This window comes from Pseudomonadales bacterium, from assembly GCA_024234435.1.
GTDB lineage: Bacteria > Pseudomonadota > Gammaproteobacteria > Pseudomonadales > Porticoccaceae > JACKOF01.
On record JACKOF010000004.1, the window covers coordinates 51386 to 72618 of the forward strand.

At 48.5% G+C, this 21233-nt stretch carries 20 protein-coding genes and 1 pseudogene; 9 read left to right on the forward strand and 12 right to left on the reverse strand.

What is annotated here, in order from left to right; all coding sequences use genetic code 11:
• The first annotated feature begins 212 nt into the window (after positions 1–212).
• Complete coding sequence (locus H7A02_14230) at positions 213–827, forward strand: DUF2490 domain-containing protein (protein ID MCP5173414.1); 615 nt, start codon at positions 213–215, stop codon at positions 825–827.
• A 418-nt stretch (positions 828–1245) separates the two neighbouring features.
• Here H7A02_14230 and rrtA read toward each other — a convergent pair whose 3' ends face one another.
• Together rrtA and rhlP are read right to left on the reverse strand one after the other, a co-directional pair.
• Complete coding sequence (gene rrtA, locus H7A02_14235) at positions 1246–1845, reverse strand: rhombosortase (protein MCP5173415.1); 600 nt, start codon at positions 1843–1845, stop codon at positions 1246–1248.
• A 7-nt stretch (positions 1846–1852) separates the two neighbouring features.
• Positions 1853–2686, reverse strand: a complete 834-nt coding sequence (gene rhlP / locus H7A02_14240; protein MCP5173416.1) for a rhombotarget lipoprotein — start codon at positions 2684–2686, stop codon at positions 1853–1855.
• 338 nt (positions 2687–3024) lie between these two features.
• Between rhlP and H7A02_14245 the strand changes: the two genes are divergently transcribed.
• Together H7A02_14245 and H7A02_14250 are read left to right on the forward strand one after the other, a co-directional pair.
• Positions 3025–5241 carry a YgiQ family radical SAM protein gene (locus H7A02_14245; GenBank protein ID MCP5173417.1) on the forward strand — a complete coding sequence of 739 codons (2217 nt, stop codon included), beginning with the start codon at positions 3025–3027 and terminating at the stop codon, positions 5239–5241.
• Complete coding sequence (locus H7A02_14250) at positions 5228–5797, forward strand: thermonuclease family protein (protein ID MCP5173418.1); 570 nt, start codon at positions 5228–5230, stop codon at positions 5795–5797. Before H7A02_14245 ends, H7A02_14250 begins: the two co-directional genes overlap by 14 nt.
• A gap of 149 nt (positions 5798–5946) precedes the next feature.
• On the opposite strand, the gene H7A02_14255 is transcribed toward H7A02_14250, so the two are convergent.
• Positions 5947–6834 (reverse strand): DUF2520 domain-containing protein, encoded by an 888-nt coding sequence (locus tag H7A02_14255; protein MCP5173419.1) that lies wholly within the window; start codon positions 6832–6834, stop codon positions 5947–5949.
• Positions 6835–6839: 5 nt separating this feature from the next.
• Complete coding sequence (locus H7A02_14260; protein ID MCP5173420.1) at positions 6840–7943, reverse strand: phosphoribosylaminoimidazolesuccinocarboxamide synthase; 1104 nt, start codon at positions 7941–7943, stop codon at positions 6840–6842.
• Positions 7944–8037: 94 nt separating this feature from the next.
• On the opposite strand from H7A02_14260, the gene H7A02_14265 reads away from it, so the two are divergent.
• Both H7A02_14265 and H7A02_14270 read left to right on the forward strand, forming a co-directional pair.
• Entirely contained in the window at positions 8038–8625 is a 588-nt protein-coding gene (locus tag H7A02_14265; GenBank protein MCP5173421.1) for a uracil-DNA glycosylase family protein, read from the forward strand.
• A 110-nt stretch (positions 8626–8735) separates the two neighbouring features.
• Positions 8736–9443 (forward strand): NUDIX domain-containing protein, encoded by a 708-nt coding sequence (locus tag H7A02_14270; GenBank protein MCP5173422.1) that lies wholly within the window; start codon positions 8736–8738, stop codon positions 9441–9443.
• An 8-nt stretch (positions 9444–9451) separates the two neighbouring features.
• Here H7A02_14270 and H7A02_14275 read toward each other — a convergent pair whose 3' ends face one another.
• Positions 9452–10456 (reverse strand): pyridoxamine 5'-phosphate oxidase family protein, encoded by a 1005-nt coding sequence (locus H7A02_14275; protein MCP5173423.1) that lies wholly within the window; start codon positions 10454–10456, stop codon positions 9452–9454.
• A gap of 70 nt (positions 10457–10526) precedes the next feature.
• Positions 10527–11141 (reverse strand): annotated as a pseudogene (locus tag H7A02_14280) (glutathione S-transferase family protein).
• Between the two features lie 155 nt (positions 11142–11296).
• Between H7A02_14280 and H7A02_14285 the strand changes: the two are divergent.
• Positions 11297–12196 carry a LysR family transcriptional regulator gene (locus H7A02_14285; protein ID MCP5173424.1) on the forward strand — a complete coding sequence of 300 codons (900 nt, stop codon included), beginning with the start codon at positions 11297–11299 and terminating at the stop codon, positions 12194–12196.
• Positions 12197–12221: 25 nt separating this feature from the next.
• On the opposite strand, the gene H7A02_14290 is transcribed toward H7A02_14285, so the two are convergent.
• From H7A02_14290 to H7A02_14300, 3 genes are all read right to left on the reverse strand, one after another.
• Positions 12222–13415 (reverse strand): MFS transporter, encoded by a 1194-nt coding sequence (locus tag H7A02_14290; protein ID MCP5173425.1) that lies wholly within the window; start codon positions 13413–13415, stop codon positions 12222–12224.
• A 62-nt stretch (positions 13416–13477) separates the two neighbouring features.
• Positions 13478–14383 (reverse strand): hypothetical protein, encoded by a 906-nt coding sequence (locus H7A02_14295; GenBank protein ID MCP5173426.1) that lies wholly within the window; start codon positions 14381–14383, stop codon positions 13478–13480.
• A 73-nt stretch (positions 14384–14456) separates the two neighbouring features.
• On the reverse strand, positions 14457–14987 hold the full coding sequence (locus H7A02_14300) for a carboxymuconolactone decarboxylase family protein (GenBank protein ID MCP5173427.1): 531 nt from the start codon (positions 14985–14987) through the stop codon (positions 14457–14459).
• Positions 14988–15105: 118 nt separating this feature from the next.
• On the opposite strand from H7A02_14300, the gene H7A02_14305 reads away from it, so the two are divergent.
• A complete protein-coding gene (locus H7A02_14305; protein MCP5173428.1) occupies positions 15106–15996 on the forward strand; it encodes an AraC family transcriptional regulator in 891 nt (296 codons plus the stop codon).
• Here H7A02_14305 and H7A02_14310 read toward each other — a convergent pair.
• Positions 15975–16577 carry a methyltransferase domain-containing protein gene (locus H7A02_14310; GenBank protein ID MCP5173429.1) on the reverse strand — a complete coding sequence of 201 codons (603 nt, stop codon included), beginning with the start codon at positions 16575–16577 and terminating at the stop codon, positions 15975–15977. The two genes, H7A02_14305 and H7A02_14310, sit on opposite strands and share 22 nt — an antisense overlap.
• 131 nt (positions 16578–16708) lie before the next feature.
• The gene (locus H7A02_14315; GenBank protein MCP5173430.1) at positions 16709–16924 is read right to left on the reverse strand and encodes a dodecin domain-containing protein; all 216 of its coding nucleotides are present in this window, start codon (positions 16922–16924) and stop codon (positions 16709–16711) included.
• A gap of 135 nt (positions 16925–17059) precedes the next feature.
• Here H7A02_14315 and H7A02_14320 point away from each other — a divergent pair, with 135 nt between their 5' ends.
• Positions 17060–19261, forward strand: coding sequence for an FdhF/YdeP family oxidoreductase (locus H7A02_14320; GenBank protein MCP5173431.1), 2202 nt, complete (start codon positions 17060–17062; stop codon positions 19259–19261).
• A gap of 10 nt (positions 19262–19271) precedes the next feature.
• Here the strand turns inward: H7A02_14320 and H7A02_14325 are convergent, their stop codons facing one another.
• A complete protein-coding gene (locus H7A02_14325; protein ID MCP5173432.1) occupies positions 19272–20204 on the reverse strand; it encodes a transporter in 933 nt (310 codons plus the stop codon).
• 336 nt (positions 20205–20540) lie between these two features.
• Here H7A02_14325 and H7A02_14330 point away from each other — a divergent pair, with 336 nt between their 5' ends.
• Positions 20541–21185 carry a cysteine hydrolase gene (locus H7A02_14330; GenBank protein MCP5173433.1) on the forward strand — a complete coding sequence of 215 codons (645 nt, stop codon included), beginning with the start codon at positions 20541–20543 and terminating at the stop codon, positions 21183–21185.
• Positions 21186–21233: the final 48 nt, after the last annotated feature.

Genomic DNA, 21233 nt, shown 5'->3' on the forward strand with positions numbered 1-21233 from the left:
ACAGCGTTAATGGCGTTTACCCTGATTCTGCATACCGTAACAGTGTTTACTCCGTCAATTTATAGGTAACGCGAATATGGGTTTCTGCCGTTATAATAGACCACTTCATTTACTTGTCTCGGTTACTTAAATATATGACGACTATTGTTCAAATCGCATGTGCTCAGACTACATGGCCTTATTTTTCAGTCACACATTTGTTTCGAGTTGTTGTGGCACTAATTGGTATGGTGTTGAGTTCGGTGCCTGGACATGCGTCAAGCAATGACCACCTGGATATCGGCATGTTGTCAGCTACAAAAAAGATCAGCGATAAACACACCTTGTTTATGGCTGGAGGTACAGTAGTAGAGAACTTCAAAGGTGAGCTGGCAACAATTGGAGTTTCTGGCAAAATCAACGATTCGCTTTCATGGCAAAGCGCCTATTTTCTATACAGTGCCCGTATTGAAGGTGAGGAGCGACACTACGACCACCGTCTTCGCGGGTCGTTAACGTATAAGCATAATGTCGGTGACTGGACGCTCTCACATCGTTCGCGGGTCGAATACCGTGTGGGTGACGTGTCAGATGGCTTCCGATATCGACCTGCTTTTAACTTGTCACACCCTCTGACGATAGCCGACATGAAACTGAAAACGTATATCGAGTTTGAGCCGATTTATGACTTTAGGGCACATTCCGACACACTGGCTTTGTATATTGCTGGTGTCGCTATCCCCCTGCTTGAACGGGTGACTCTGGACGTGGCTTATTTTCGGGTGCATAACCAACAGACTGAAAAAGATACTTTTGGTCCGCAGGTAATACTTAATATCAGGTTGTAGTCGAAAGGGCGGCGATATTGTCTGGTCTGTCATCAATATAGCAGCTCAATTCTGGCAGTAAAGACAATGCTTCAGATTAAATGCTGCTCGCCCTGTTTGCAGCCTGCGAATTTTTCGGTAAGTCCATAATGAAAGAACCCGCTTTTAAAGCGGGTTCTTTATAATTATATTTATCAAAAAATTATGTCAATTTATGGCATGAGGTATGAGTGATTCTGGATCAGGTGCTAAAAAACCTGACGGGTGGTTGCAGCAGTATACTGAACTTCAGCTATCGGAGGCGTTATCAATTTTTAATAGTCGTTCACTATGCCATACCCGGATGATTTGGATTAATGAAGTGCTTCGTAAATAAACAAGTCGTGGGTATGGATACACATCATGAAGAAAGAAAAAGAGTTAAGCAAAGTAAGGGAGATTACTCTATTCGTGGCTCTTGACTTAATCTATTTAACACGGGTTTTGAGGAGAATAGTCGAGCAATCAAGGCAATCAGTATGCCGACCAATACACCGCACACATGGGCTTCGAAAATTATTGCTATCTCCCCGAGCATATTCCTATAACCGAGCTGAGTTCTAACCATTTCGTAGAGAACCTTTCCGCACAAAATGACGAGAATTGTCAGGAACAATGGTTTTTTTTGTAAGGCCTTCTCTGTAGCAGAATAGGCAACAAAGGCATGTAGTAACCCCGATAATCCGTTATACCATTGGATGTTGGGGTAAACCATTAGCAGCGCCAAGCTAATCAGCATTGATAAAACGCCCCACTGAATAAGCAGCACTTTTATGTTGATGCTCTTGTAGAAAAAAGAGTATGTGATGACACCAGCTATTGCATTCAACGCAAAATGGTTATTGTTTGAGTGAACAAAGTGCGCTGTCCAGATACGCCATATCTCGCCGCTAAATATCAATTTTCGATCAAACTCAAGCGCGAGTGTGTAATTCTGTAGCTGCCAGAGAAAAAAAATACAAATAGAAGTCACGAATATCTTGTAAGAGATTGATGGCATGAGGTCGTTATTTTCTGAATAATCGGATCGCTAATAAACCAGACAAGACCAACAGAAATGGCCATTGAATTGCACCACCCCCGCCATAGCCTTCCCGGTGGGATAGCTGAACGCTGTTATCGTTTTTTATTTTTTCTTTAAATTTGTCGAGCTCAATAGCGAGGTTGTCGGACATATTCGCCATCGCCAGCTCGAAGCCTTCTGTTCGGGCGCTTCGGCTGGCTTGACGGACTTCTACTAAGGTTGATGCCTTCTGAGTATCACTAACACCGGGTGCACGGAAGAGCATTTTTTTCGAATGGACATCAAAGATTGCTGTATCGACAAAGGTCGTGACCTGATTCTGATTACCTTTAATGAAATAAGCTCCAACAATTGTCCAGTACATGACTGAGCTCTTTGTTTCCGCAGTGATGGCGACTTGGTCGTATGAAACCAGCGCGATAATATCAAGGCCGTATAGACGAGCTATTTGCTCGACGCCTTTAAAACCTTTTGATGAACGCAAATAGGTTTCCGGAATTACAGTAATATCTTTGACGTATTCCAGTTCAACAAACTTGCTTTTTACTTCTTCAAGCAGCTCTGACTTTTTTGACTCAGGCAGCGACAAGGATGAAGTTATATCAGATGGCACGAATGCCAGCCCGACATTCAGCGGTAGCTGTAGGTGAGGTTTGATTTCTTCGTGCTTCGGTGGAACTTCCCCGTTGGGGTATAGGTAATCGACCAGGCTACTTGAAACGCCTCTTCTGCCGTCATAGCCGAAATACGTTGAGCACGATGTCAACAGTATAGTAATAGTAATAGCAAAGCCTATTTTTTTAACGGCAGTATTCATGCACTCTCCTTGAAATATGTTTCTGCAACTCACGCTATGATCGTAATATCTCTAATACCATCCGAAGTAATAACTTGTTCTGCATGGGCGTGAAGTTTCTGTGGAAAGGAGTCTGGTATTGCTGGCGCCACTCCTTCAGCTTGTATCCCTGTGTTGCTCTATGTGATTGCTTTAGTGACAGACGATAGCGCTATATTGGTTTGTGATCAAGGTAATGGCTTTTGGCCATTCATTCGTTATGTACTAGCAATTGATAACCGGGCTTGTTGTCCCCAGTTAGGCTATAATACCCGGCCATAACACCTCTACCTTTGCCCTCGCCAACCATGCCGACCTCACTGCAAAAACCTGTACCGCTTTTTTCTTACCGTAAATACTGGGCGGAATGCTTTGGCGTGGCTGAGTTTTTACCTACGTCCCGAGCCGAGATGGATGTCCTGGGTTGGGATAGCTGCGATGTGATTCTGGTCGTCGGGGATGCCTATGTTGATCACCCCAGTTTTGGTATGGCGGTGGTTGGCCGCGTGCTGGAGGCGCAGGGCTTTCGGGTGGGCATGATCGCGCAACCGGATTGGCGCAGCAAAGAGCCGTTCATGGCGCTGGGCGAGCCGAATCTGTTCTTCGGTGTCTCAGCGGGTAATATGGATTCGATGATTAACCGCTATACGGCCGATCGCCGCATGCGTAGCGACGATGCTTATACACCTGGTAATGTGGGTGGCAAACGGCCAGATCGCGCGGTAACGGTGTATTCCCAGCGTTGCAAAGAGGCCTACAGTCATGTGCCGATTGTGGTTGGTGGCATTGAGGCCAGCCTGCGGCGGCTGGCGCACTATGATTACTGGAGTGACACAGTACGGCGCTCGGTATTGCATGACTCCACAGCCGATATTCTGGTTTACGGGAATGCCGAGAGAGCATTGTGTGAAATTGCTCACCGGCTTGCAGCTGGCGAAATTGTTGAGCAGATGACGGATGTTCGCGGCACGGCATTTTTCTGTAAAGAATTGCCTGCTACGCTTAACGGCCAGCGCTGGATCGAGATTGATTCGGTACGGATGGATACGCCTGGCAGAGTTGACCCTCACCTCAACCCTTATATTGATACCTCTCAAAAGCAACCCGAGAGTTGTCAGCAGTCCGATGGTGAAAAAGCGTTGGTGTCTGAGGCGGAACAACAGGTGGTAACCATTATGCCGGATGCGGCGGCAATGAAAGCCGACCCTAAAACCCATTATGTCCGGTTACCCTCGTTTGAAAAATTGCGCAACGATGCTGTACTTTATGCACACGCCTCACGGGTGTTTCACCGCGAGACGAACCCCGGAAATGCGCGACCTATTGTTCAAAAACATGGTTTGCGTGAGTTGTGGGTTAATCCGCCGCCGATACCTCTGACTACCGAAGAGTTGGACGGCGTATTTGATTTGCCCTATAAGCGCGTGCCACATCCAATGTATGGCAACGATAAAATTCCGGCTTACGATATGATTCGTTTCTCGGTGAATATTATGCGCGGCTGCTTTGGCGGTTGTACGTTTTGTTCTATTACCGAGCATGAAGGGCGTATTATTCAAAGTCGGTCAGAAGAGTCGATTTTGCGTGAAATCGAGATTATGCGCGATTCGGTACCGGGTTTTACCGGCACAGTGTCAGACCTCGGTGGGCCTACGGCCAACATGTATCGGCTTAACTGCAAGAGCAAAGAGATTGAATCCAATTGCCGGCGGCCCTCCTGTGTATTCCCGACTATTTGTAAAAGTCTGAATACCGATCACAGCCCTACGACCCAGTTGTACCGTAAGGCGAGAGCACTTCCGGGTGTGAAGCGGGTGGCGATTGCCTCAGGCCTGCGATATGACCTGGCAGTGGAAGATCCGGAATATGTGCGTGAGCTGGTGACCCATCATGTGGGCGGTTATCTAAAAATTGCTCCTGAGCATACGGAAGAAGCCACGCTCGGCAAGATGATGAAACCGGGTATGGGCAGTTATTACCAGTTCAAGAAAATGTTCGACAAGTACTCGAAAGAGGCGGGTAAAGAACAGTATCTGATTCCCTATTTTATTGCGGCTCACCCCGGGACGACTGATACGGAGATGATGAATCTGGCACTGTGGCTGAAAGAGAATAAGTTTAGGGTAGATCAGGTGCAGAACTTTTACCCTTCACCCATGGCCAGCGCTACGGCGATGTATCATTCCGAGCGTAATCCATTGCGTAAAGTGGGTTATAAAACAGAACAGGTTTACAGCGCCAAAACCAAAAAGCAGCGGCAGTTACACAAGGCGTTTCTACGCTACCACGACCCGGATAACTGGCCTATGTTACGCACCGCGCTAAAAGCGATGGGGCGAGCCGATTTAATTGGCAAGGGTAAAGACAAGCTGGTTCCTTCGGAATCACCCAGCGAGCAGGCTGGTAGCAAAAAAGCGGCAACCGGTTATCAAAAAGCCAGAACCCAGCACAACGGGGTCAAGGCAACCGGGCTACCGAGGCCCGGCCGACCAGTCAAAAAAACGAAGCCTGTGGGTGTAAAGCGTGGCCGCCGTTAGTCGTTACCCTATGACGATGTTTGCCAGATCTCTGATTACTATCCTTGTTTCATTATCGTTGCTGGCTTGCGGAAGCCACGCTGATCGTTATCCGGTGATCAAGGTACAGGATGGCGATTCGTTTCTCGTTCTGGCCGGGAGCCGACAACAGAAGGTGCGCATCGCGGCGATTGATGCACCGGAATATCAGCAACCCTATGGTCAGCAGTCGAAGCTTAGTCTGAAAGAACTGTTGTCTGACCGCGATGTGCGTCTTGAAGTGATAAAAACCGACGACTATGGCCGCTGGGTGGCGAAAGTCTGGGTGGCTCAACTCGATTGTGAAGAGTCCTCTTATACACGTTGTGAAACAAACCTGGATGCAGGTTTGTTTCAGGTTCAGAACGGGTTTGCCTGGTGGTATCGCTATTGGGGGAAAGTTCGCAAAGAGCAGTCTCTTGCTGATCAACAGTTATACGAGCAAGCAGAGTCAACAGCGAAGAAAAACAAGCTGGGTTTATGGCGAGATACGAACCCGGTGAATCCGCGTCAGTGGCGAAAGAGTCATCCCAGATAAAAGGTGGCGCAAGTGCCACTTAAAGCAGCAGCTCCTGAAAAGCTTTTGTGGATAGCTTCACCTGCGGCTCGCGATGACTGAGTCTCCGATGACAAGCGCGTCATTGCGAGAAGCGTAGCGACGACGCAATCCAATAAAGCAAGCGAGTGTCAGCGAGAAAGCACCGCAAGCAGTTTCGCTAGCTTGTCTTTTTCCACGTTACTGGCGAGATCGGCCAGTTTGACATTGCGCTCACCCATCAACCGGTAAATAGCGGCTAAATCTGGCGCTTGCTCCTCAAGTGCTGAAAGCTGTTTGCTGACGGTTTCAACATCACCGCGTGCAATCGGGCCAACCAGCGCTTCGCTGGGGCTACTGTCGAGAACGGAATCGACAATGGCATGCACAATTGGCCGCAGCAGTTCAGCCGACTGTTGTCGATCTATTCCGGATAATTCGAAACATTGCTGGCTGGCATCCAGCAGGCCAATCAGATAATTGCAGCCAATCACTGAGCTGGCGTGGTATAGCAGTTTGTCTGCGCTGTTGATGGTGATTAATTGAGCGCCGATCTGCTCAAAAACAGGTGCCAGTTTAGCCAGTGCTCCTGCATCGCCTTCTGCGGCACAGAAGCTTCCGGCAAAATTGTTGATGGATGTCGCCGGGTTGGCGAAACCGTGAATGGGGTGAATACTGGCGATTAGAGCGCCTTTTTCTTTCAACGGGGTAAGTACTTCGCTGCCGAGTATGCCGCTGCAATGGAAAACAAGATCGCCGTTTTTCACAACGGCGGTATTTGCCAAGTTTTGGACAATGGTCGGGATAGCCTGGTCATCGGCTGCTATCAACCAGACATCGGCAGTACTCAACGCCGAATAGCTCTGAGCAACTGAACCGGCGCCGACAAAAGTAATGGCTTCCGTTGTGCTGGTTTGAGACTGGTTAAGAATCTGCCGGATGCAAAACAGGTTATTGTCGTGCCAGAGCCGGGTGAGGGTTTTGCCGAGCCTGCCGCAGCCAATGATATTGAGTGAGGCAGGCCGGTTTTGGGTGATCATACTGTTTAGTCGATGAGGCCGTATTGATCACGGAGTATCTCGATAATTTCAGCTTTGGGATTGTCTGAAAGCTGTATTTTTTCGCCGGTGATTTTTTCTGCAATGCCCAGGTAAGTTTCAGAAACAGCCATCATCATGTCGGCGGGGAGTTCGTTGTCGCGTGCCAGTGCGTAACGCTCTTCCATACGGTTTTTGTCGAGAAGAATATCCGGCTCGGGGAAGTGGTTGAGCAGCAGCTGGCGGAACACTTCCTTGGAGTTCTCAATAACCTTGCCTTCACGATAGCTGGGGCCATCCCATATACGAGAGGAATCGGGCGTGCCCACTTCGTCCATATAGATCAGTTTTTCGTTGCCATTTTTGTCGGTGACGTAACCGAATTCGAATTTGGTGTCGACAAAAATTTGGTCCAGTTCTGCCAGAGCATCACTGATCAGATTGAAGCCTTCGCTGAGCAGCTTTTCATATAGGGTAATATCGTCGACGCTGTTGAAATTAAAGGCCTGGTAGTTGTTGTAGATGTCGTCGCGAGTGATATTGACATCGTCCTGCTCGGGTACACCGGGAATGCCCGTCAGAACACCTTTGGTAGATGGGGTGATTAACAACTCCGGTAACTTCTGGTCTTTTTCCAGGCCGTCGGCAATTTGAATACCGCAGAAATCTCGCTCGCCCTTGCTGTAGGCACGCCACATGGAGCCGGTAATGTACTGGCGGCAGATAGCTTCAATCATTACTGGCCGTGCCTTTTGCACAATCCACACAAAAGGGTGGGGAATATCCAGAATATGACTGTCTGCCAATCCCTGCTCGCGGAATTGCTCGAACCAATGATTAGAGATGGCGTTAAGAGCGGCGCCTTTGCCGGGGACCCCGCGCATGCCGCCTTCACCTTGCCAGATGCATTCAAAGGCGGAGATGCGATCACTTATCACCATAATGGCCAGTGGCGCATCCGGTGCAACTTCGTAACCTTTTTCAGCAATCAGGCGGCGGCTATCAGCTTCAGTTAGCCAATATACCGAGCGCACCTTGCCGCTGTGCACGGGTTGGTTGGTGCGAATGGGAAGGTCGTTGTTTACTGCCAATACTTTATCTGCAAGACTCATAATGCATGTCCTGTTGTTAATCAAAAAAATCGGGAAGGACGGCATTCTAGCAGAACTTTAGTGTGCTGCGACAGGGGGTAAGGTTAGGTTAATTATGGCAGTTGAAAATATTGATCAGCTTGTCGCCGAGGTCCGCTCCTGCTCGGCTTGCGACGGTTTGCCTCTTGGGCCGAAACCAATTTTTCAGATGCGCTCGACAGCAAGAATTCTGATTGCAGGGCAGGCCCCCGGCAGAATTACCCATCAAAAAGGCAGGCCATTTGATGACCCCTCGGGTGACCGGCTCAGAGATTGGATGGGGATTGATCGTGAAATTTTTTACGATGCAGCAAAAATTGCTATTCTGCCAATGGGTTTCTGTTTTCCAGGAACCGGCAAGGGTGGGGATCTTCCACCCAGGCCAGAGTGTGCTGCTCTCTGGCGGAAGCGGCTATTGGCACAACTACCTGATTTAGAGACAACACTGGTGATTGGCCGCTATGCGCTGGACTGGCATTTGGGTGGCCAGCAATCGTCTACCGTTCGGGATACCGTGGCTAATTGGCGGCAGTACTGGCCCGAAGTATTACCCATGCCGCATCCCAGCCCCAGAAATAACCGCTGGTTAAGGGATAACCGCTGGTTTGTTGCGGATGTAGTGCCGACTTTACAGAATCATATTGGCCATTTGTTAGGCAGTTAATCGTGGGGCTGTTGACGTTTAAGAGCTAAATTTGCTGTGCTATGGTGCAGTGCAAATAGCTAAAATGTCTGTATTCATTCATCACTGAAAAACAAATCAAGGAATAAAAGATGTCGTCAATCCCAGAACCTCGCCCTGCGGCAACTGTGGTGTTAATTCGTGATGGCAAGCAAGGGCTGGAAACATTGATGCTGAAACGCAACAAGGCGCTGTTGTTTGCTGGTGGTATCTGGGTATTCCCCGGAGGCGCTCTGGAACAGGCAGATTGGGATGGTGCAGACGGTGATGAGTCTGTTGCTGCGCGGCTGGCAGCGGCGCGGGAAGCCGAGGAGGAATCAGGGCTGGAGATCGATACCCAGGGGCTGGTAGAAATTTCTCTCTGGATTACACCTGAAGCTGAACCGCGCAGGTTTCACACCTGGTTTTTTTTGACGTTGGCGCCAGACGAGCCAGAAGTCAAAATTGATGGTAGTGAGATTCACGACCATGCCTGGCTGTCGATTGATGAGGCGATAAAGGCGCATGAGTTGGGGGAGCTGGGGTTGTTTCCGCCAACTATTATGACCTTGCGTGCATTGCAAGGGTATCAATCTGCTGAACAGGCTATGGCGGCAATGAGCGAGAGAACCCCGTATGAAGTGATGCCGGTTTTTGCTGATGGCGGTGAAGATGTCCAGGTATTTTACCCCGGGGATGTTTCTTACCATTCCGCAGACCCTTCTTTACAGGGCGCCCAGCATCGCAGTATTTTGAAAGACGGCACCTGGCACTATGTTCACGATGGTGTTGTTGAGGATGTCACCCGGCTGGATAGCTAACTGGCTTTTTACTTCCAGTCTGCGGTTAGCTGCGTAAACTGCGAGTAGTTGTGGAACGCCCAGACAAACGGCAATGATTGCTGAACATGAATAGCTTTGTTTACCGTGAAGCGAATCATTCTCTCTGCTCCGGGAAATCGCGTGGTAGCCAGTGTTTCAAATAGCACCTCGGCAGTGCCGGTAAGATAGAGCAGATCTCCGTTATTAAAATCAATAAACAACAGCCCGGCTTTTGAGTTCAACAGCAGGTTGCCCAGCGTGCTGAAATGATTATTGCCGGAAAAATCAGGGATCAACAGCGTGTTCTGATTCTCAATAAGCACAAAGCCTGGTTTGCCACCTCGGTGTGAAACATCCACGCCCTCGTTGTAGCGTGAATCCCCATTGGCGGTATTTCTCTCGCTGAAGTGAGAAGTGATAAAGAGCGTGTCACTGTTGCTAACCAGCTGTTCCATGCGGGGGGTTAATGATGCGCCGCTCACGATGTTTTTTGTTGCAGTAATGCCTCCAATAGTGCCTCCAGCAGTGGCCTTGGGCTTCAACTCCCGTTGTTGAATATATTTTGGGCAATTGCCAAAACTTTGTGTTACCTGAACAGAAAAGCCGCTCTCGGTTTGATCGGAGATTTGACCGTTTAATCGATTGCGGCGGCTTCGGTCGAGCATTATGCCCAGCAGGCCAATATCGCGGCCTGCGGCATCAGTCGTGCTTAATACATCAGCTAACGGATCACCGTAAAGTGGCTGGGAGCTAATCGTTAACGTGTGTTCGTCCGGGGATGATATAAAGCCCGGCTCGCCCATTAAAATTGATGCCCAGGGTTGGCCGGCGTCGTCAACGCTGCCAACCAGAATAAAAGGCAGTTTGGCAAAAAACTGGCGGTGTTGTTCCCGCATATAATCGCGAATCACCTGTTTGGCGATCTCATGTGTTACCCGATCCACCCCGTAACGTTTCTGGATTGCGACCTCTCCACGGTGAAACGGGGTTGTTTTTTGTTCGGTGTCTTGCATGGGAACTCCGTATGACGTCTCAATGTTGATACTGGCGTGTCGCTAATGCTGGAACCCTAAGCCTATGGTATTAAGCTGCAACGGTATTCGGACTTTTCTGCATGCCTGTAAACCCAGGCATCGATTCAATACGGGTTAACCAGTCTCGAATTGCCGGGTATTGCTCCAGAGAAACACCGCCTTCTGGTGCGTGAGCGATATAGGTATAGGCCGCAATTTCGGCGAGGCTGAACTCGTTACCCACTAGCCATTGTGACTGTTTTAGTGTGTCTTACAGCACTGAGAGGAAAGCATGTGTCTGATCGATTTTTTCCTGATGATTAAAGGGTGCGTTAAAAACTGTTACCAGCCGCGCATGCGCGGGACCCTGCTGAATACGGCTGGTTGAAATGGATAACCAGCGTTCAATCTCGGCCGCTTTTACGGGGTCGTGGGGAAGCCATTTTTCGGGGGCATACTTTGCTGCCAGATAAACAAGAATGGCGGTAGATTCTGAAATAACTGCGCCGTTATCTTCGAGCACAGGAAGTTGCCCGAAAGGGTTCTTTTTCAGAAACGCGGGTTGCTTGTGTTCAGCCGCAGCCAGGTCAACATCAATCAGATGATAATCGAGGCCGAGTAAGCTCAAAAACAACTCAGCCCGATGTGAGTTGCCAGATAACGGGTGGCGGTAAAGTTTAATCATGTCCTTGCGTCCTTTATGGTTTGGGTGAACTTATTTCGTTGAAGTGGGTGTCACGATACGCAGTTTAATTTTTGTTAAAAACAGTCTAATGTGTAAAATACCTTTGCGATTTATGCACAAATAAGTTTTGTGCGCTTTTTCAGATGGAGCGTTCCGTGGACAATATCCTCGCGTTGAGAACTCTGGTGAGAGTGGCCGATTCAGGCAGTTTTTCTGAGGTGGCTCGACAGATGGCAGTTGCCCCATCGTCGGTTTCCCGGCAGGTAAAAGACCTTGAGAATGAGCTGGGGGTGCAGCTGTTCAAACGCACCACTCGGAAACTCAGCCTGACGGAGGCCGGCCAACTATTGTATGAGCGGGCTGAACGTATTTTACTGGAGCTTGATGAAACCCGGCTGGCTGTGACTGAAGGTGGCGCTCCAAGCGGTACGTTGAAAGTGACGGCGCCTACGGCTATTGCCCGGGAGTTGTTGATATCGGTATTGCCGGAATTTTTGCAAACTTACCCGGGTGTTCAGATGGTGATGCTGGCTAACGATTACGTGCTGGATATTGTTGAAGCGGGCGTTGATGTCGCTATTCGGGTAGGGCGGTTGTCGGATTCTTCATTGAAAGCGAGAAAGTTGGGTGATAGCAAGCGGGTAATTTGCGCAAGCCCCGAATACCTGAAAAAACACGGTATACCGAAGCACCCAAAAGATCTTGAAAATCATAACTGTCTCACGTTTCGCGATCAGCCAGGGTTCAATATCTGGCAGTTCAAAGATGGCAAAGAAACCATTAAGGTAAAAGCCACAGGCAACTTTTTTGCCAGAGGGTCGGATGCCATGACAGCAGCTGCATTGGCAGGTCTGGGGTTGATTTCCATGCCCGACTGGAACATGGGCGTGGAGTTAAAAAACAAACAGCTTAAAGTGGTGCTGGTCGATTACCCGGTGTCCCCTCCAACCAGCCCTGTTTGGGCGATCCATGCTCATCAGCGGCATGTGCCAGCCAAAGTGCGGGTGTTTATCGACTTTTTGGTGGGGAAGCTGGCTCACGAAAATTTCTCGTAATAGCCGTTGCGATCGCTATGTTGTGTCAGGCGGCAGCTGCTTTTTGAGTTGCCCGGTGTTTGAGTAACATAACGCAGATTAACCAGAACACGGTCATGCTCAATGCGGTTTTTAACACGCCTTGCCAGTGGTAATTAAACAGGATCCACCCTGCTGAAAAAGCGGCGACCGCCTGAAAAGTAAAAACGCCAAATTCATTTACAGCCTGTGCTTTAAACCTTTCGTCTATATGGTAAGTTTCTGGCAACAATGCTGTGCTGGTAATAAACAGCAGGTTCCATCCCAGCCCAAGTAAGACCAGAGCCCACCAGAAATGCATGATCTGATGACCGCTAAACGCGACAACAATGACAATCAAGTAACAAATTAACCCGGCAAAAATAAGGCTCAAGCGAAGCCCTTTATTCAGTAGTTTTCCTGTGACAATTGACGGCAGAAACATGGCGACAATGTGGGATTGAATGACTACCGTTGCCTCGTTCAGGCTCAAGCCATTCATTTCAACCATGCTAATGGGCGTGGCTGTCATAATTAACGACATGACGGCGTAGCCGGTGGCGGCAGTGCCTGCGGCAATAATAAAGCCGGGCTGTTTAATGATATTGAAAACAGACCGCTTTGGTATTTCTTTGCTGTCTTCAGGAAAGATCTTTTCTTGATACAGGCACATAACCGTAAACGCGATAACCAGTATCACTGCCAATAATAAAAATGAACCTGCGTAGCCGTGGGGTGAGTTAATGAGATCTTTTCCAATTGAGCCAAATTGTGGCCCGATAAGACCTCCCAATAAACTCGCCAGCAGAGCCAACGTAAGGCCATCGGCTTGCTGTTTTTGATTCTCGGCATTTTCGATAATGATAAATCGGCCCTGTTGCGTAAAAGCCAGATTAAAACCAAAGCACAAAGTGGCAAAAATCAGCAGCCAGAAGTTTGCCTGTAGTGTGCTGATCAGGGCGCATACCGCGCCGCAGAAGGCGATAAAAATGCTGGTTAGGTAGCCAAATTTTCTGCCAATTTTTCGCATAATCATGGCGGCGGGAACAGTGGATAGCGCCGTACTGATAATCAGTGTCGCCATGGGTAAAGTCGCCAGCTCGGCACTCGGCGCCATACTACTGCCGAGCAAACCGCTAACCAGTACCATTAGCGACGAAGTTGCCAGGCACAGTGAGCTGACTAGTGACATCAGGTAAATATTCTTAGGCAGGTTAAACATAAGTTGTATCTTTCGTCATTGGCTCTGATAGCCCTGTTGATAACGGCGAGGTTAGCGAGCCGTTAGATAATCTGCGTTTTGATGGCATCAATGGTGTCGGCCAGTCTCGCCAGATACTGGTCTTTAGGTTTGTAGCGGCTGTCATTGCGCTGTAATACATCTTTTTCCAGGGTGTCGATCATTTTGTGCAACCTGCGCTGGTGTATACCGAAAATACTTTGAATAGGGTCTGAAATAAATCCGGATAATGGTGCGACAAGGGCCATTAATACAAGCGTCAGGCAAACCCCAATAAGGCGCATGGTGAAAGAAGGGTCTTCGGGAAAGACGCTGTAATACAGCGCTCCCATCGAGCGCCCGAGAATAAAGTTTTCAACGGCCAGATAATGATTTATCTCTACGGCAACCAGTAGCCCGATAGCAAACGCGCCCATGGCAAATTTTTTCCAGGCCAATGCGCCAATAATAAAGCTGGCCAGCGAATTGGTTATATCCGCCGATGCTGTTCGTGTCAAAACATACTGGTTTAACGATGATTCAATCAGTGGCGCCAATGCATTGTGGATGGGCGAATGACTGGTAGCAATTTTATGTGCGACAAAATCTTCAGTTTCCCCCGTAATATCCTGTACTCGTAGCAGTTCGGTTCTGGTTTTTTCTGCAATATAGGCTTGTACGTTGGTAGTGATACCGCCGGGCGTGTTTATCAGCCAGCGATGTAATGTTTTCAGCTTGAGCTTTTTTGATACAAAAGCCGTGATCATCAGAAGCAGATAAAAGGGTGCCCAGAAAAGATTCAGTGGTGAGCGCAATAAGTCCCAACCCAACGCCCGGCAATTGGTTTTTACAACACCTGGATACTGGAAGTGGCTCTTCACATAACCGGGAACCCGCGCTCGGCAATGGTTGAAATATTGCCTGAGCGCCTGCTCGTAGGTTGCCGATATATCATCTGTGGACGTGTTCATCCGCAGAGCATAACGCATTCAGATAACTTGCGTATGCAATGGTTGTTGGTTGCACTATTGCCAATATCATTCTTCAGGCTTTGAACGCTTCGTCCAGTTCGGTGTTGGCCAGATGATTGGTGTAATTACTGATGGTTTTTTGCGCCAGCCCCAGCAGAATTTCAAGCAGTTGCTGGTTGCCGTAACCCGCGGCTTTAAAGTCGTTCAACTCGGCCTTAGTTAGCTGACCGCGATGCCGCATTAACGCTAGCGTCGTATCTTTCAATGTTTGTAATTTTTCATCGGGAAGCGGTTCGTTATCTACCAGAGCTTGAATGAGTCGTGGGTCTACACTCATCATTTTTGCGATCATTGAATGAGCGGGCACACAGTAGTGGCAGTTGTTTTCGACGTTAATCGTTTGCCAGATCACAGTGAGCTCTGCTGAATTAAAACTGGTTTGCTGAAATAGTTCATGAAGCTGCTTGTAGGCTGTCAGCACTGCAGGTGCTTCGGCCATGACAGCGTGAAGATTAGGTATCCAGCCAAAGGCTTTTTTGGATGCAGCCAGTTCTTCGCGGGCGGCTTCCGGGGCATTGTCCTGATTGTAGTATGTGAAACTCATGGGGTTTTCCTCAACAGTTTTATTTATAAGACGGCTATGCACTTTGACGTGTACTTTATGCTAACCCGCCTGTACTATGAATGCTTCTTTGTTCATATAAAGTGCTCTATCGTTCAAAATGTCGGCGGTTATTGATCTTATTGATTTGGTGCGATTGCGTGTGGATATTTACCACAACGCACGCGTATGTGGAGATTGGCGTCTGGTTCAGCACTCTGATGGTGAGGCTTGTTTTCATCTGTCGACCCAGGGTGGCTTTATTCTGGATGTGCCAAGCCACGGGAACTGGTTGGTGGATGAAGGTGATCTGGTCATATTTCCAAAGGAACTGCCTCATACGATGGTGCCGGTTGACAGTTTTTGCGGTTCGCAGCGGCATCTTCCCATTTCTGATGCGCAGCACATTCCCGGCACCAGTATGTTATGTGGGCGGGTTACGTTCCTGCATAGCAGCAGCCAGCAATTGTTAAATGCGCTGCCTGCGGTATTTGTGATCAGGATGTCAGACGATACGCCTTGGTTGTTGCGCCTCAACGAGATGTTGCTGGAAGAAAGTCTCGCCAGTAGCAATCAGGCAAACGCTATTTTGAATCGTTTAACGGAGCTATTGATGTCATATGCACTGCGCCACTTTGTCGAGCATGAGTCGCGTAGTAGCGGAGTTTTGGCGTTGTATTCACACCGGCACATCAGCAGGGCTATCAAAGCGATTCATGATCAACCGGCTGAAATCTGGAGCCTTGCTGCGCTGGCGAGTATCGCCAATATGTCGAGAACCCGGTTTGCCCAAACCTTCAGGCGAGTGAGTGGCTGGACTCCCATGCGATATCTTGCCTGGTGGCGAATGCAGCTGGCGTGGTCCTTGCTGCACAGCGGCAAGCACGTGGCAAATGTTGCCGATGAGGTTGGCTATAAATCAGAAGCCGCCTTTTCTCGCGCCTTTCGCAAACATTTTGCAACCAGTGCCGGAGTTGTACGGCGATCGGGTCACGGGGTGACGATGGATTGAGTGGGTTGTTTTTGAAAGCAATAATTATCGAAATGGTCACCGTTATAAACTGAGCGTTGGTATTGAATCAGTTTCAAACCTTTTAGCATTCGCAATTCGTTTTCTTCCAGGCAAAAGCGTTTAGAGAAATTATGCTCCAGATGCTGCAGTTCATTAAATGTGCTGATACAGAGTATGCCGCCATCTTGTAACAGTGAAATGATGGACTGCCACTGCTCAATATCGGGTTTGTAGCGCCCAATCACTATATTGTTGTATTGGGTGGGTTGTTCGGTGAGCCCGGCCTGATTGTGACAGCTTAACTCCGAGAGGTCGCAACACAGTGTGTGTAGCTTGAGGTTGGCATCGTTTGCAAATGACTTCATTCGATCAAGCGCAACCGCCGAAATATCCAGCCCGGTAACCTGCCAGCCATTTTGAGCGAAGTAGAGCGACAGAGCGCCATCACCACAAGCAATATCGAGCAGTGAGCCAGGCTTCAAAAAAGGCTGCATAAACCCGGTAAAAGGGGGTGGGGTGGGCGCTATTGGTTTTTTGTTGGTAAAACGTTGATCCCATTTTTTTCGAATATCGTCAGACAAGGGTAATTATTCTCAATAAATTTTGATGCCAGGAGTTAAATGATACTCGTTTCTGTATGACAAATTATCATTAAAACCGGTCAGATCCTTCCTTTGTAACATCGGCGATATTATCGAGACAATTAATCAGATTAACTGTTATGAATTCTGAACCCTATTTTTAACGTTACCTGAAAATGGGCAACCTGATTATCAACAACATGTCCGCGAGTATCCACCACTTCAAACCATTCAATATGTTTGACGGACTTGCTGCATTCAGTTATTGCACTCTGGATGGCGTCTTCGATACTGGTTTTTGATGAACCCACAATCTCGATTTTTTTATACGTGTGATGATCAGACATGGCAGACTCCTTATTAATAGGCATAATTTCAGTATAGTCTGACCAGCCAACTCTGCTTTGCTAGCAGTAGAGTTTGTGTGTGAATAGATCCATACCAGGTTATCCGTTACAGCAACAGAGGCAGAGGCATTGCGAATGTCTGACAATCAAGTTCCTAACCCGGCAATTGTCGGGGGTGGCCCCAAGAAGATTCTATACACGCTCAACACGGTCCGGCGTATCGGCCTAAAGAACAGCGCCAAGGCCCTGCGCAGTAATAATGCATGCAAAGCCTGTGGTTTGGGAATGGGCGGGCAGCGTGGCGGCATGACCAACGAGTTGGGCGAGTTTCCCGCAGTTTGCAATAAAAGTATTCAAGCGCAATCGACAGATATTCAGCCGCCGATTCCGAAAGAAGTGTTTGACCATCCATTAACAGAATTTAAAAAGCTCAGTGGCCGCGAGATGGAAAGATTGGGTCGTCTCAATACGCCCCTGTTTAAAGCCAAAGATGAAGATTACTTTCAACCAGTCACTTGGGACTGGGCGCTAAATCACGCGGCGAAGCAATTTGCAGAGGCGCAGCCAGATCAAACCTTCTTTTATTCATCCGGCCGCTCTTCCAATGAGGCGGGGTTTGCATTGCAACTTCTGGCGCGTCTGTACGGCACAAATAACGTCAATAACTGTTCTTACTATTGCCATCAGGCGACCGGGGTCGGATTGGGGAACTCCATTGGTACGGGAACGGCCACTGTGGAGCTGGATGACCTTAATCAGTGTGATTTGGTTTTTTTGATAGGCGCCAATCCGGCATCTAATCACCCGCGTTTGATGCATAAACTGCAAGGCGTTCGCGAGCGCGGCGGAGATATTATTGTAGTAAACCCGGCCAAAGAGCCGGGTCTGGTTCGTTTTGCTGTGCCGAAAAGCGCTAAATCAATGCTCAGTGGTGGCACCTGGATTGCCTCGCAGTATTTGCAGCCACGCATTGCTACCGACTTGGCACTGTTTACGGCAATAGGCAAAGCGTTGCTTGAAAGCGGCGCTATTAATCAGTCATTTATTGATGAGCATACAAGTGGGTTCGATGTTTATCGCCAGCAACTGGAAGCGGCTAATTGGCAGTCGCTCTGCCAGCAAACCGGTATCAGCAAACAACAGATACAAGCTTGTGCAACGAGCTATGCTAATGCCGACAAGGTGGTGTTTGCGTGGGGCATGGGTATGACTCACCACCTTCATGGCGTGGAGAATGTCGAAGCGATTGCTAACCTGAGTTTATTGCGCGGCATGCTCGGAAGGCCGGGGGCAGGCCTGCTGCCACTGCGTGGGCACAGTAATGTGCAGGGTATAGGGACTATTGGTGTTAAGCCGGTATTAGCGGCAGAAGTGTTGAGTAAAATTGAGCAAAACCTGGGTGTGAATTTGCCCAGCAAAAAGGGCTTGGATACGCTGGCCTGCATCCGTAAAGCCTATGAGAACAATATGGCAGCCGCGTTGATCATGGGGGGGAATCTCTTCGAAGCAACACCTGACTCCGCCTGGGCTGAACAGGCATTTAACCGGATTGGCTTTAAGCTTTATCTCACCACAACATTGAACCGCGGCCATGTTCGCGGTATGGATTCCGGCGAAGCCCTTATTCTGCCTGTAACGGCTCGTGATGAAGAGTTCCAGCCAACAACACAGGAGTCTATGTTCAATTATGTGCGCCTAAGTGATGGCGGTATTCAGCGGTTAGCGGGTCCAAGGCCAGAAGTAGAAATACTTTGCGAACTGGGTAAACGATTGTTGCCTGACAACCAGGCGTTATTTGATGGTTTTAAGTCGCACAAAACCATTCGCGAAGCGATTGCCAATATTGTTCCAGGCATGCAAGAGCTGGCCGATATTGATGTGGCCAGGAAGGAATTCAGTGTCAAAGGGCGTTTATTACACACGGCCAAATTCAACACGCCAGATGGCAAGGCACGGTTTGTAGCACACTCTGTGCCTCAAGAGAAAAAGCACAACAATACTTACCCGTATACGTTAATGAGCGTCCGTAGCGAAGGGCAATTTAACTCGATTATTTATGAGGAGAGAGACAGTTACCGCGGCACAGATCAGCGGCAGGTGGTGATGATGAGCGCTGAAGATATGAAGCTCTTGAAGATAAAACAGGGCAGTCAGGTCAGTGTGCGTTCAGAGCATGGTGTAATGCGAAGCCTTACGGTGCATCAGTTTGATTTGCCTGCCGGAAATCTGATGGTTTACTACCCTGAGGCCAACGTTCTGATTGGCAGGAAAGCAGACCCCAGAAGTCAAACACCAGCCTTTAAATCGGTTGCTGTGGCGGTGGACCTGGATCAGTAGTTGAAAGCGTTTATTTAAATAATTTCAGCAAGCGAAAGTTCACCCGCATTTCTTCTTTAATACCGTTTCGAATATACATGTCTTGCCCCACTGAGCCAATAAGCTGGATGTCAGGCGTAATAGAATGTCCAATGCTGAGTTTCAATTTGGTCAGGTTCTGAGAGTCGTCCAGCTCAATGCCGTCAACCCGGGTTGCTCCGCCACGAACATTCGACACCATCGCACCGACAAAGGTGCGGGGGGTAACATAATAGCGGACGTGGCCTTGTAGCTCCCATAAGGGTTTTTGCTCAAGCGTTGCGTTGCCAACACCATACTCGTCGTTGTCGCCATGAAATCTCACATCAGCAACCAGTTCCAGAGATATTTGTTCGTTAACTTTCCATTGACGACCAGCCTGAAGTGCGAGTTTCCAGCGATTTTCCGCAAAGGGGTTCAGTTCGTTATTGTTGTCGTAATCGCCGGTTGGCAGCCAGCCCCAGGCTGTAATGGCAAAAGCCTCGCGCCCGGTAGGGTCTTTGATAAAGTGGAAGGGCAGAACCAGCAGCAAGTCGCCCACACCGTTAGTGACCCCCAGGTCAGACCAGTCACCACCCGTGCGGGCAGAGCCCATAGGGAGGAGAAACTGCGGCACAAAAGCGTAATCTTTCCAGTCAACGTATTTCACATAACGCAGCATTTGAACTTCACTGGTAAGCTTCACATCATCAGAAACTTTTTTGCCTTTTGAATAGAGTCCACGCCCTTCTACATGTTGCGTATAAATGAGCCCAAGAGTTGTGCCATCCGGCATATAGGAATAATCGCCATCGTCCAGTGTTATGGCACATGCAGAAGAGGTGAAGAAGGTAACAACAATAAACGCGGTGCAGAGAGCAAAGACATTGCTAATTTTGTTCATAGGCCAGAAGGTTTCTTCCATGTTGGTGTCAATCTGCTGCATTATGGAGAGCGCTGACAGCGCCGGATTGATGGCGATATCCGGGCGAGTCAGGCGTGCCCGACAATCTGTGTAAACTTTCAGTACTCAGGATTTCTGCAGTTTAAACGGTTGCTGCAAACTGTTCTAAATAAACGGCGCTCAGAATAAACACTTACCTTATAATCATCAAGTCTAAAAGAGTTTGATGTTGTGTTGAGTCAATTAAACCAAGAACTAATAAGGCAGCTTTATTAGTTGGGGCAGTTCAGCTAATGTTCGTATTTAAATACACTGACTGAATTTGTTAACACGCGCAGTTTGAAGCAATCATTAAACTGCTGGCAAAGAGGTTTTCATATGCATCAGATCAATATCCCGGAATTTGCATTAGAGCGTGGCCGCAAAGTGCGGCCAGAATTAAGCCTGAATCCGTCAAAAACAGCAGTGATTGCTATCGATTTGCAACGATTTTTTATTGATGAAGATCAACCTATGGGTAACCCGCATACCAAGGATATTCTTGATAACGTCAATCGCATCAATGCGGCTTTGCGTCAGCAAGGTGGCCTGGTGGTTTTTACACAGCATTCCTTCGCAAAACCTGGTGAAACTGTTTCCGAAACAGCGCTTGCCTCGGCAAAACCTGTTCCTGGAAGCCGCTCTTTCGAATTGCATCCGGATCTGGTTGTGAGCGACGGTGATGTCAGGCTAGTGAAACATCAGTCCAGCCCGTTACACCCCATGGCATTTTCAGGTCTTGGTAATCTGTTGCGCGAGAGGGCTATCGAATCGCTGGTTGTTTGTGGGTTTGCTTCCAATGGGTGTTGTGATTGCACGGCCAGGGATGCTGCCCAATATGGTTATCAGGTAGTGGTTGCCAGTGATGCCACAGCAGCTGTTACTGATGAAGAACACAACGCTGCATTGATGAACCTAGCAATTTATTATGCTTCTGTGCAAGATACCGGGGAACTGATTCAATTGATAATGGGTCGTTCGTGACCCATGATTTGTAATGTTAACGACACCTGACCTGATCATCGGTTATTT